A 12031-nucleotide genomic window follows, 5' to 3' on the forward strand; every position below is an offset into this window, starting at 1 on the left:
GCCCCTCTCCCCGACCCTCTCCCCTGAAGGGGAGAGGGAGAAGGACACAAGAATGCTCCACTTCGAACTCGTCACGCCTGAAAAGCTCGTCCGCTCGGAGGACGTGTACATGGTCGTCGTCCCCGGATCGGAAGGCGATTTCGGCGTACTGGAGGGCCATGCCCCGGTGATGTCGACGATCCGCGACGGCGCGCTGTCGGTCTATCGCACCGAAAAGGGCGAACCCGAATTGATCGCGATCGAAGGCGGTTTCGCCGAAGTGAATGCCAACGGCCTGACCGTGCTGGCCGAACGCGCCGCCTAAGCCGAGCGGCCCCGCCCTTTACCGGGCATTAACTACACCCTGCGACACAGCGGGCCATGGATATCCTCCTTGGCCAACTCTCCCGTCCCCTGCCCCACCGTGCGAGCGCGGTGTCGGTGCGTGCAGCCTGGATCGCGCTTGCGGCAACGATTATCGCTGCGGTGCTGCTCCGCTTCGGTCTGTTCGGCAATCCGATCGCGGGACTGGACGAGCAGCTCTATCTGCTGATCGGAGACCGCATATGGCATGGGGAACTGCCCTATGTCGACATTTGGGACCGCAAGCCGCTCGGTCTGTTCGTCCTGTTTGCCGCGATCCGGCTCTTGCCGGGGGACGGATTCCTTGCCGCGCAAATGGTCGCCACGGCCTTTGCCGCCGCCACCGCCTTCCTGATCGCGCTGTTCATGCGCCGACGCGTTGGCTGGGTTCCCGCGACGATGGCCGGGATGTTCTATCTCGCGCAGCTCAACATTCTGTGGGGCGACACCACCCAGACGCCGGTATTTTACGATCTGCTGGTGATGGCAGCGGCCATGCTGACCCTGCGCGCCTGCGACACGGCCAATGAGCGTGTCCGCACCGGCAGCGGCGTCGCTGCGGTGGCGCTGATCGGTCTCGCCATCCAGATCAAGACCAACGCCATCTTTCAAGGCGGGTTCTTTGGGGCCTGGCTGATCTGGTCGGTGTGGCGCGAAACCCGCGATCCGGTCCGCATTGTGCGCCTGGCCGTGCCGATGGTGCTCGCCGCCGCGGTGCCTACGCTGGCGGCAATGCTGTCCTACGCGGCGCTCGGCCATTTCGATGCCTGGTGGCAAGCCAATGTGCTGTCAGTAATCGCCAAGGGCCGACCGACCGACCCTGCGGCGATCGACAATCTCGCGACCTCCGTCATCCTGACTTTGCCCGCCTTGGTGGTTGCGCTGCTCGGCCTGTGGGCCCGGACCGAACGCTTCCAGATGTGGGAGAAAGAGACGCTCTTCATCCTCGGCTGGATCGCGTTCGGACTGGTCGATTTCGGCGCGATCGGCGGATATTTCCCGCATTATGCGATTCCGCTGGTGCTGGCGTGCTGCCCGTTGATCGCGCATGCCTTCGCCATTCCCCGGTTCGGCAAGGCACTCTTCGCCACGGTGATGGCATGGCCGCTATTTTACGCGGTCGTCGTCGCGCCCAAAATCGGCGCGATCGAGCGCGTTTATGCTGCGAATGTCGTCGCCGCACTGCCACGCGATGTGACGACGCGCTGCCTGTTCATCTACGAGGGGCCGGTTGCTTATTATCAGCTCAGCAACGCGTGCCGGGTGACGCGCTTCGCCTTCACCGCGCATCTCAGTTCGACGCGCGAGGCGAATGCGCTGGGCGTCGACCAGGCGCAGGCACTGCGCGACGCACTCGCGCGGCGGCCTGGCACGATCATCACCATCGCCCACTCGATCTGGACCGACCGCAACCCGGCGATGGAACGACTCCTGGGTGCCACGCTGGCCCGCGACTACCATCCGACAACTGGCCTGCCCCACCGGGTCTATACCGGCGGGCGCGACCAACTGGTCATCTGGCGGCGCAACGTCGGACGGTAAAGTCGGCACACCGCGCGACCGTGGTTAGGCAATTGTAAAAGCTTGGGCGCTAGCGTCCGGGCGAACGACAAGGAACTGAGTGGCATGAGTGCATTTGGGCGCAGACCTGGATCAGCCGGACCGGGCACCCGGCCAGCCTTCGGCGTCGCGCGGCCGATGCACGGCGCGGGCGTCCGGCCCGCGACCGAGGCGGAGACCGCCAGCGATCAGTTCCCGCCGCTCCCCCTGCCGCCGCTTCCGGGCGAAACCGAGCCGAGCGGCAACATGCCCGGCCTGCAAATGGACGCGATGCAGCGCCTTGCCGACCGGCAAGCGTCTTCGGGCGATGCCGGCAATTCCAAGGTCGAGGGCTTCGAAAGCTCGATCCACAAGATCAAGGAACAGGTGCTCCCCCGCCTGCTCGAACGCGTCGATCCCGAGGCAGCCGCAACGCTCGACAAGGATGAGCTTGCCGAGGAATTCCGCCCAATCATCGGCGAAGTGCTCGCCGAGCTGAAGCTCACGCTCAACCGCCGCGAGCAGTTCGCACTCGAAAAGGTGCTGGTCGACGAGTTGCTCGGTCTAGGCCCGCTCGAAGAATTGCTCGCCGATCCGAACATCACCGACATCATGGTCAACGGCCCCGAGCAGACCTATGTCGAACGCAAGGGCAAGCTCGAGCTCGCGCAGATCCAGTTTCGCGATGAGGAACATCTGTTCCAGATCGCGCAGCGCATCTGCAACTCGGTCGGCCGCCGCGTCGACCAGACCACGCCGCTCGCCGACGCCCGCCTCAAGGACGGCAGCCGCGTCAACGTGATCGTGCCGCCGCTCAGCTTGCGCGGCACTGCGATCTCGATTCGTAAATTCTCCGCCAAGCCGATCACGCTCGACATGATGGCGGGCTTCGGCTCGATGAGCCCCAAGATGGCGACCGCGCTGAAGATCGCCGGCGCATGCCGCTTCAACGTCGTCATCTCGGGCGGCACCGGCTCGGGCAAAACCACGATGCTCAACGCCTTGTCCAAGATGATCGACCCGGGCGAGCGCGTGCTGACGATCGAGGACGCCGCCGAACTTCGCCTGCAGCAGCCGCACTGGCTCCCACTCGAAACGCGCCCTGCCAATCTCGAAGGCCAGGGCGAAATCAGCATCCGCGACCTCGTCAAGAACGCGCTGCGTATGCGCCCGGACCGCATCATCCTCGGCGAAATCCGCGGCAGCGAGTGTTTCGACATGCTCGCTGCGATGAACACCGGTCACGATGGCTCGATGTGTACGCTCCACGCCAACTCCCCACGCGAGGCGCTCGCGCGTATGGAGAACATGGTGATGATGTCCGACATCAAGGTTCCCAAGGAAGCGATCAGCCGCCAGATCGCCGATTCGGTCGAGATGATCATCCAGGTCAAGCGCCTGCGCGACGGCTCGCGCCGCGTCACCAACGTGACCGAGGTGATCGGCATGGAAGGCCCGGTGATCGTCACGCAGGAACTGTTCAAGTTCGAATATCTCGACGAGAGCGCCGACGGCAAGATCATCGGCGAATATCGCTCGATGGGCCTGCGCCCCTACACGCTGGAAAAGGCGCGCACCTTCGGCTTCGACCAGGCGTATCTTGAGGCGTGCCTCTGACCGCTAAATCGGGTATCGATGGCAACCGATGCGTTGCTTCGTGTTTCTGTTTTTTTTGCTTTGCGCCGCCGCCCCCGATGCGCCGCCCATACCGCATGCAAGCGCAACCCGTGCCCGAGAGGCCGAAGCCCCCTGGGTTGCCTTCACGCTGACCCCCGCCGAGCAGATTTGCTTCCAGGCGGTGGTCGATGGCCACCCCGTGGCGGCGATCCTCGATACGGGGGTGAGCACCTCGCTCCTGTCGCGCCGATTCGTCGATGCAGCACGGATGCGCGTGCGCGGCGGTCATGCCGCGCTTGCGATCGGCGGCACTGTGGCGAGCGGCTGGGTGGATCCGTCAAGCGTCACCATCGCCGCGCATACGGTGCAAAACCCCCGCCTGATGACGGCCCCCCTGCCGCCCGCAACGACGGGCCAAGCGGCGATCGACCTGTTGGTCGGCAGCGACATGATCGCGCATTATGCACTCGACATCGATTATGCCGCACAGCGCTTCCGCTTGCTCCCATCGGGCAGTCTCCCCTTCGCCGGGAACATCGCGCCGCTGCGGATTGGCGGGGAATGGTCGAGCTATGTGACCGATCTTCTTGTCGGCACCCACCATCTGTCGCGCATGGCAATCGACACCGGAGATGGCAGCGCCATCACCGTGACCCGGGGCGCGTGGTCCGCACTGGCTGAGCAGCAACGTCCGACCAGTTCGACCATCAGCTATGGCGTCGGCGGTGCGGCGATTGTCGATCTTGCGATTGTCCCCGGCGTGCGCAGCGGCGCGGCACCGGCACGCACCGTCGAAATGCGGATCGAGCCATCGGGAGGCTACACCGCCACGATCGGCATGAACGGACGGATCGGTTCGGGCTTCCTGCGCCACTATCGCGTCTTGCTTGATCCCCATGCCGGGCGAATGGTGTTGCTCCCGGGTTCATCCGTGGACACGCCGCCGCTGCGTTCAACCAGCGGCCTTATTCTGCGCCGCGACGACGATCGGCTGACGGTGCTGCATGTCATGCGCGGCGGCCCGGCCGAGGCTGACGGCTGGCAAGCCGGCGAACAGATCTGTGCCGTGGACGGGCTTCCGGTCAGCGCCCAGGGCACCTTGCATTGGCCGGTCGATACCGCCGGGCGCAGCGTGCGGCTGGCGACCTGCACTGGCGTGACCCGAACCTTGACCTTGCGCGCCTTTTATTGAGGGCGGTCGTGCCCGATCCTCATCGATGCGCCGCCATGATCGCGCAGCCAACCGCCGCGATGACCGCCGCCATTTGCACGCTTGGCCAATTGATCCATCCAACCTTGTCGAGGTCGCGCCGCGTCCGGTGTCGCCAGTCGCCCAACCCGGCCAGCCCCGCGACGACCATCGCGCCCGCTGCCGCCACCCACCAAAGCACCGCGTCGCTCAGTCGCCGAGCTTTTCGATCTTTTCGTGCAGGCGGCCAAGCTCGGCCTTCAGCGCGGCGATCTCGTCATCCTTGCTCGCGGCACTGGCGGCCGGAGCCAGACCAGCGGCCACGCCGGGCTTGAACGCCGCCGTCGCCGCCTCGAACATCGCCATATTCTGCTTGGCCAATTCCGCGAAAGGCGAATTGGCGAATGCACCCTCGACCGCCGATTTGAACTGTTGCTGATTGCGGCGGAAACTGTCCATCGACGCTTCGAGATAGCCCGGCACCATCGCCTGCATGGAATCGCCATACATCGCGATCAACTGGCGCAGAAACGGCACTGGCAGCATCGTTTGCCCGCGCTGTTCCTCTTCCATGATGATCTGGGTCAGAATGTTGTGCGTAATGTCCTCTTCGGACTTTGCATCCACCACCTTGAAATCCCGCCCGTCGCGCGTCATCGCTGCAAGGTGCTCGAGCGTGATGTAAGAGGATGTCTCGGTATTATAGAGACGGCGGTTCGCGTATTTTTTAATGATCACCGGGCCATCGCCCGGAACGGTCTTCTTCATGAAGAGAGGCTCCCCGCCTGTGGTTGCGCAAGTCCTACCATCATTTATTGCCGCACCGCAACACGGCCCGCGTCCACTGCCTTTGTTCCTCGATATCTTGCGCGATCAGACGGCGGAATCGCCGGAGCGAACCGCAGCGGCGCTAGCGGGACTGCGCGCCTATCAGGATGCGCCGCGCGCAAAACCGCGCAAGCCGATGCCCGCGCGTTTCCGCAAAGGCAAAGCGCGGCTGCGGGACTATGGGGCAAAGGGTGCCACCGGGCGGGCGGTGATCGTCATCCCTTCGCTCATCAACCCGCCGCACATCCTCGATCTGCGCCCCGAAAGTTCGCTGTTGCGCTGGCTCGCCAGCCAGGGCCATCGCCCGTTCATGCTCGATTGGGGAACGCCGGAGCCCAAAGCGCGCAATATGGACGTCGACGCCCATATCCGCCGCATAGTGCTGCCGCTGATCGCCAAATTTGCGGTGCCGCCGGTCTTGGTTGGATATTGCCTTGGCGGAACGATGGCGCTGGCCGCCGCCTGTCTGGCCGAGGTGGCGGGCGTCGCGCTGATCGCATCGCCGTGGCACTTTACGGGGTACGGTGCCGCCGCGCGTGCGGAAATAGCAGCCTTGTGGGCCTCGGCCAGGCCCGCCTGCGACACGCTCGGGCTCGTGCCGATGGAGGTCTTGCAAGCGGGTTTCTGGCGGCTGGATCCGGCGCGCACGATCGCGAAATATGAAGCCTTTGCCGCTTTGGAACCGGATAGCGACGCCGCGCGCACCTTCATCGCGCTGGAAGATTGGGCCAATGGCGGTGCCCCCCTGCCCTTTGCGACCGGGGCCCAAATCTTCGAAGACTTGATCGCAGCAGACACGCCCGGCACCGGCGCGTGGCGCATCGACGGGGTGACGCTCGCCCCGTCGGCGCTGTCCTGCCCGGCGATCGAGTTCGTGTCGCTCAACGACCGCATCGTTCCGGCGGCAAGCGCCGCAGACTTGCCCGACCGCCGCGATTTGGGGGCAGGCCATGTCGGGATGATCGTCGGGCGCGGCGCGCGCGCGCAACTGTGGGAACCACTGTCGGACTGGTTAAAGGCGCTTTCGCCCCCTAGATAGGCCGCGACACAGATTTCCGGAGAGACCCCATGCAGGACATCGTCATCACCGCCGCCAAGCGTACCCCGGTCGGCAGCTTCCTTGGTGCGTTTGCCGCAACGCCCGCGCACGAACTCGGGCGGATCGCGATCGAGGCAGCGCTCGCGCAGGCCGGCGTTGCGGGTGCGGACGTGTCCGAAGTCATTCTAGGCCAGGTGCTGACCGCCGCACAGGGCCAGAACCCGGCGCGGCAAGCGTCGATGGCGGCGGGCGTGCCCAAGGAAATTCCGGCCTGGGGCGTCAATCAGGTGTGCGGCTCGGGGCTGCGCGCGGTCGCGCTGGCGGCACAGGCGATCGCCACGGGGGATTCGACCATCGTCGTTGCCGGTGGACAGGAATCGATGTCGATGAGCGCCCATGCCCAATTGCTGCGCGCCGGACAGAAAATGGGCGACCTCAGCTTGATCGACACGATGGTCAAGGATGGGCTGACCGATGCCTTCAACAGCTATCACATGGGCATCACCGCCGAGAATCTGGCCGAGCAATATCAGATCACGCGCGCCGCGCAGGACGACTTTGCCGTGCGATCGCAAAACCTTGCCGATGCGGCGCGGTCGTCCGGGCGCTTCCGCGCTGAGATCGTGCCGGTCACCATCAAGGGCCGCAAGGGCGAGACGATCGTCGCCGACGACGAATATATCCGCGCCGGTGTGACCGTGGAAAGCGTGTCGGGGCTGCGTCCTGCCTTCAAAAAGGATGGCTCGGTTACTGCGGCCAACGCCTCTGGCCTCAACGACGGAGCGGCCGCGCTGGTGCTGATGAGCCGCGCCGAAGCCGAACGCCGCAGATCGCCGATCCTGGCGCGGATTGCGAGCTGGGCATCGGCCGGTGTCGACCCTTCGATCATGGGGATCGGCCCCGTCCCCGCGACTCGGCGCGCCCTGCAAAAAGCCGGGTGGAACATCGCGGATCTCGACTTGATCGAGGCCAATGAGGCGTTTGCGGCGCAGGCGCTGTCGGTCGGCAAGGAACTCGAATGGGATGCCGACCGCGTCAACGTGAATGGCGGCGCGATCGCCATCGGCCACCCGATCGGTGCCTCGGGCGCGCGCATTCTGACGACGTTGCTGTACGAGATGGCCAAGCGCGATGTGACCAAGGGCTTGGCAACGCTGTGTATTGGCGGCGGCATGGGGATTGCGCTGTGTGTGGAGCGGTGAGACTGCGGTCGCTTTGGTTGCCTGGCAGGGCGTGACACACGGCACGTGACAAAAGTGCCACAAATTCATCAAACCGTCACGTTCCATTCATGCGACGTACAGGTAGGGCTTGTCTGCATCTAAGGTTTCTTATTTATTCCCCCCAACGACCCTTTTTGGGTCGGTAGTTATAAAATGGGGGCAAATATGAAATCTTACGGTCTTCTTTCAGCGACCGCTATCGCCAGCGCAATGCTGGCGATAGGTGCGCCTGCGTGGGCTCAAACGAGCACACCGGCTGAATCGGCGAGCTTGTCAACCAGCCCGACTGAAACGGACAAGAGCGACGATAGCAACGACATCCTCGTAACGGGATCGCACATCCGTAGCATCTATAAGGGCGCGGATCCGGTCATCACGATCCGTCGCGAAGATGCTGTTGCAAACGGCTTCAGCACCACGACCGATCTTTTGCAAAGCAATGCGATCACGAACGGCACGTCGCAAATCAACAATGCTTATGGCGGTTACGTTACCAATGGTGGCCCGGGTGCGAACACGATTTCGCTCCGTGGCCTTGGTCCGTCGCGCACATTGTTGCTGCTGAATGGCCGTCGCTTGGCACCGTCTGGCTCCCGCGGCGCAGTCGGGTCGGTCGATCTTAACACGCTGCCAAGTGCAATGGTTGATCGCATCGAGGTGCTAAACGCCGGGTCCTCGTCGATTTACGGATCTGACGCCGTTGCTGGTGTTATCAACGTCATCACCCGCAAATTCAAAGGTCTTGAGCTTGATGGTGAGGTCAACGTACCTGGCGTGGGGGCCGGCGTTCAAAAGCGCTTGGCCGCAGTCTTCGGTGCCGGAAACGACGATTTTTCCATCAATGGATCGATCGAATATTACAAGCGTAACGCTCTTGCCTATGCGGACCGCGACTTTTCGCAATGCCAGATCGGCTATCGTAACGATGGAAAGGGCGGCGGCCCCGGCACCGGCGACTTTATCGATCCCAAGACCGGCAAATCCAAATGCTATGGCATTGCCAACGGCACCGGCGACAGCGGCGTCACCATCAATACAATCGGCTTACCCGGCGTTCTTGGCGGCACCGTCGCCCTGGCCCCTGGGGTGCCTGCAGGGTATAACGGCACTTGCAACCGGTTCCGTCCTAACCCGCTCGTTACAACCGGTGCATACCCCGGCTATGAATGCGTAGGCGGCGGAAGCATCAGCCTCAACGTTCGTGACACGTTCGCGCCTTCGCTGCTGAACCAGCCCCTGATCTCGGGCACCGAAAACTATAACGGTTTCCTCTCCGGCACGTACAACCTGCATGCCTTGGGCGACGCGGAATTGTACGGCGAGTTGCTGGTGTCACGTCGCGACTCTAGCCAACTTGGCCAGCGCCAATTCACCATCGACTATAACCAGGGAAGCCTGCTGCTCCCGACCGCTCTGCGGAACGGGAACTTCGGCAGCTGCGTCCAGGCAAGTTTCCCGACTTGCATTACCGGGACACCAGTAGCTGCACGCGTTTTTGCCAATTACGGCAATTACAACAACTATCAGACGTCTGATTACGTTAAGTTCGGTGGCGGCATTCGTGGCAACCTACCTTACAAATTTCATTACGATTTGTATGCCAGCCAGAGCTGGTCGGATGCGCGCTACACTACCGATTTGATTCTGACCAATCGATTGGCCCAGAGTCTTGACGTCGTGGCGTCCGGCTCAGGCTTCGCCTGCCGCAACCCCGTCGGCGGCTGCGTTGCCGCTCCGGCGCTGACCAGTGATGTAATCGGTGGCGTTTTCCCCCAAGCCTGGCTCAACTACGTGGTCGCCCCGGTCACTGGCACGACCAAGTTCCGCGAGACCACGTTCGCCGCGAACTTTGACGGTCCGCTCTTCGATTTGCCCGGCGGCACCGCACAAATCGCGCTCGGCGCGGAACATCGTTCGCAAAACATCGACGATACGCCCAGCACCGAGAGCCAAAACGGCAACCTCTATGGGTTCACCTCGTCGACCATCACGCGCGGTAGCGACTCTGTGACAGAGGGATATGGGGAATTGGAACTGCCGCTCCTCCATAACCAGTTGATCCACGACCTGACCGTCACGGCGTCAGGGCGGTATACGAGCTATCGTTCTTATGGCGGTAATTTCACCTACAAGTTCGGTGGACTCATCTCGCCCGTAGAGTGGTTTTCGGTACGGGGCAGCTATGGTACGTCTTTCCGTGCGCCGCAGCTGTTTGAGCAGTATTTGGGAGCAACTTCGGGCTTCCAGGCTGCTCAAAACGACATTTGCGGCAACTTGACTGCTAACAGCTTGCCCAACCGTATTAAAAACTGCGCCGCAGACGGCGTTCCGCTTGGATTCACGCCAACAAATGGTATTCAGGTCAACCAGCGGGGTGGCGCAGCCTCAGGTTTGGCTTCGGAGAATTCTCGCAATATCAACGTCGGCGGCGTGTTCAACCCGAAGTTTGCGGGCGGAAGCTTCTCGCTGTCAGTCGATTATTTCGATATTAAGGTCAGCAATGGCGTAAGCCAGTTGAGCTACTCGACGATCCTCAGCCAGTGCTACGATTCGGTGGAATTCAGGGCCAATAGCGTCTGCAATCTTGTGGTTCGCGGGTCCACGGCACCCTACCCGCTCACCGTGACAACCGGATACGTGAACATCGCAACCTCCGTGGTTCGCGGGATCGACTATAATGCTCGCTTCACCCATGATTTGGCCGGCGGGAAAGTGTTGCTCAACGCAAAAGTGACACAGTTCCTCTCGATGTATGACCAAAATCTTCCGACCGACCCAATCGTCGATCAGGTTGGTTTCGTACGGCAGCCGCGCTTCACTGGTGTTTTCGATGCGACCTACGCCCTCAAGGGCTTTAGCGTGCATTATAGTGGCGAATGGACGCAGCACACGAGCAGCGATACCTATGTGACTGGCAATGATCCGACCTATAACTTCAACACTCCGGATTATTGGCTACATTCGCTATCGGTTGCGTATAAAGCCCCGAAATATGAAATGACGGTCGGCGTTCGCAATTTGACGGATAAGAATCCGCCATCAATCTCTGCTGGATATTACAATCGTGTTGGCAATGCGCCACTGTATAGCGGCTATGATTTCGTTGGGCGGACCTTCTTTGTCTCTGTAACCACCAAGTTCTGATAGACCCGATCTTTTAGACCCGGATGTATCGCACCTAAACGGCGCCTCTTCGGAGGCGCCGTTCTTTATTTAACCCCACACCCGATCAAACCGCGCGCCAAGCCCCGTCAGCAGCTCATATTGCGACATGCCCGAAGCCGCTGCAGCCACAGGCAGGGCATATTCCAGAGCCACCCAGTCCCCCTCTGCGAGCGCAGGTGCCGCATCCACGCAAATCGCGGTCAGATCCATCGACACGCGCCCCACCACCGGCAGCCGAGCATCCCCGGCCGCGGCAACACCGGCATTGCTGAAGCCACGCCAATAGCCGTCGGCATAGCCGATATTGAGGATCGCCACCTCCATCGGTGCGGCCGGGGTATAGAGCGCATTATACCCGATCGAATCCCCCGCAGCGACGGTGCGGCGTTGCAGGATCTGGGCTTCCGGCGTCACCACCTGCCGCACGACTGCGGCCAGTTCTCCCCGCGCAACGCCCCCGTACAGCGCGAGCCCCGGGCGCGTGAGGTCAAATGCATAGTCCGGCCCCAGCGCGATCCCCGCCGAATTGGCAAGGCTCATCCGGCGCGCGGTGGTGCGGTCCTGCAGCGCGCGGAACGCGGTCACCTGTCGCAGGTTCATCGCGCTATCCTCGTCCGCGCACGCCAGATGGCTGAGCACCGTATCGATCTGAAGGCCGTCGAGCAGCCCCCCCAGCACCTCGTGCGGCGCGACCCCAAGCCGGTTGATGCCGGTGTCGACCATCACGTCGCAGCGCCCGCCCCCGGCCTCCCGCCAGCGCGCCACCTGTGCCGCGCTGTTAAGCACCGGCCGCGCGATGCCGCTCAGCGCCAGCGGCATATCGTCGGCGCGAACGCCGTGCAGAACCGCAACGTCGAGCCCCAGATCGCCAAGCGCCGCCGCCTCGCTCCAATTCGCGACAAAGAAATCGCGCGTGCCCGCAGCAGCCAGCCGTGTCGCGACGCTACGGGCACCCAAACCATAGCCGTCGGCCTTGATTGCCGCGCCGCACGCCGCCGCCCCGCTCAGGCGATCGAGCGCGCGCCAATTGGCGACCAGGGCATCGGAATCAAGGCGGAGGCGAAGCGGTGCGGTCATCCCCGCCGGTTA

The 12031-nt window shown here is 62.9% G+C and carries 10 protein-coding genes; 7 read left to right on the plus strand and 3 right to left on the minus strand.

From position 1 onward, the window contains the following. Positions 1–52: 52 nt before the first annotated feature. The 4 genes from ON00_RS06290 (at position 53) to ON00_RS06305 (ending at position 4690) form a co-directional block, all read left to right on the plus strand. Entirely contained in the window at positions 53–304 is a 252-nt protein-coding gene (locus tag ON00_RS06290) for an ATP synthase F1 subunit epsilon (RefSeq protein WP_010404117.1), read from the plus strand. A 56-nt stretch (positions 305–360) separates the two neighbouring features. Further along, positions 361–1884: a glycosyltransferase family 39 protein gene (locus tag ON00_RS06295; RefSeq protein ID WP_083834071.1), complete on the plus strand. Its 1524-nt coding sequence runs from the start codon at positions 361–363 to the stop codon at positions 1882–1884. A gap of 84 nt (positions 1885–1968) precedes the next feature. Next, complete coding sequence (locus ON00_RS06300) at positions 1969–3498, plus strand: TadA family conjugal transfer-associated ATPase (protein ID WP_029622482.1); 1530 nt, start codon at positions 1969–1971, stop codon at positions 3496–3498. A gap of 40 nt (positions 3499–3538) precedes the next feature. Then, positions 3539–4690, plus strand: a complete 1152-nt coding sequence (locus ON00_RS06305) for an aspartyl protease family protein (protein ID WP_169313320.1) — start codon at positions 3539–3541, stop codon at positions 4688–4690. 19 nt (positions 4691–4709) lie between these two features. On the opposite strand, the gene ON00_RS06310 is transcribed toward ON00_RS06305, so the two are convergent. Both ON00_RS06310 and phaR read right to left on the minus strand, forming a co-directional pair. After that, complete coding sequence (locus ON00_RS06310; protein WP_029622483.1) at positions 4710–4889, minus strand: hypothetical protein; 180 nt, start codon at positions 4887–4889, stop codon at positions 4710–4712. Positions 4890–4897: 8 nt separating this feature from the next. Beyond that, positions 4898–5455 (minus strand): polyhydroxyalkanoate synthesis repressor PhaR, encoded by a 558-nt coding sequence (gene phaR / locus ON00_RS06315; RefSeq protein WP_010404121.1) that lies wholly within the window; start codon positions 5453–5455, stop codon positions 4898–4900. Positions 5456–5537: 82 nt separating this feature from the next. Between phaR and ON00_RS06320 the strand changes: the two genes are divergently transcribed. From ON00_RS06320 to ON00_RS06330, 3 genes are all read left to right on the plus strand, one after another. Further along, positions 5538–6554 carry an alpha/beta fold hydrolase gene (locus tag ON00_RS06320; protein WP_010404122.1) on the plus strand — a complete coding sequence of 339 codons (1017 nt, stop codon included), beginning with the start codon at positions 5538–5540 and terminating at the stop codon, positions 6552–6554. Between the two features lie 29 nt (positions 6555–6583). Next, complete coding sequence (locus ON00_RS06325; protein WP_010404123.1) at positions 6584–7756, plus strand: acetyl-CoA C-acetyltransferase; 1173 nt, start codon at positions 6584–6586, stop codon at positions 7754–7756. A gap of 186 nt (positions 7757–7942) precedes the next feature. Continuing rightward, positions 7943–10921 (plus strand): TonB-dependent receptor domain-containing protein, encoded by a 2979-nt coding sequence (locus ON00_RS06330; protein ID WP_029622485.1) that lies wholly within the window; start codon positions 7943–7945, stop codon positions 10919–10921. Positions 10922–10990: 69 nt separating this feature from the next. Here ON00_RS06330 and ON00_RS06335 read toward each other — a convergent pair whose 3' ends face one another. Next, positions 10991–12019, minus strand: a complete 1029-nt coding sequence (locus tag ON00_RS06335; RefSeq protein ID WP_010404129.1) for an alanine racemase — start codon at positions 12017–12019, stop codon at positions 10991–10993. Between the last annotated feature and the right edge of the window lie 12 nt (positions 12020–12031).

The sequence above is a fragment of the Sphingomonas echinoides ATCC 14820 genome, from assembly GCF_000241465.1.
In the GTDB taxonomy this organism is placed as follows: domain Bacteria; phylum Pseudomonadota; class Alphaproteobacteria; order Sphingomonadales; family Sphingomonadaceae; genus Sphingomonas; species Sphingomonas echinoides.

Bases quoted from the DNA above. Each gene is read 5' to 3' on its own strand.
- ON00_RS06335 (WP_010404129.1), bottom strand. From the start codon at position 12,019: ATGACCGCACCGCTTCGCCTCCGCCTTGATTCCGATGCCCTGGTCGCC.
- ON00_RS06295 (WP_083834071.1), top strand. From the start codon at position 361: ATGGATATCCTCCTTGGCCAACTCTCCCGTCCCCTGCCCCACCGTGCG.
- ON00_RS06330 (WP_029622485.1), top strand. From the start codon at position 7,943: ATGAAATCTTACGGTCTTCTTTCAGCGACCGCTATCGCCAGCGCAATG.
- ON00_RS06290 (WP_010404117.1), top strand. From the start codon at position 53: ATGCTCCACTTCGAACTCGTCACGCCTGAAAAGCTCGTCCGCTCGGAG.
- ON00_RS06325 (WP_010404123.1), top strand. From the start codon at position 6,584: ATGCAGGACATCGTCATCACCGCCGCCAAGCGTACCCCGGTCGGCAGC.
- ON00_RS06300 (WP_029622482.1), top strand. From the start codon at position 1,969: ATGAGTGCATTTGGGCGCAGACCTGGATCAGCCGGACCGGGCACCCGG.
- phaR (WP_010404121.1), bottom strand. From the start codon at position 5,455: ATGAAGAAGACCGTTCCGGGCGATGGCCCGGTGATCATTAAAAAATAC.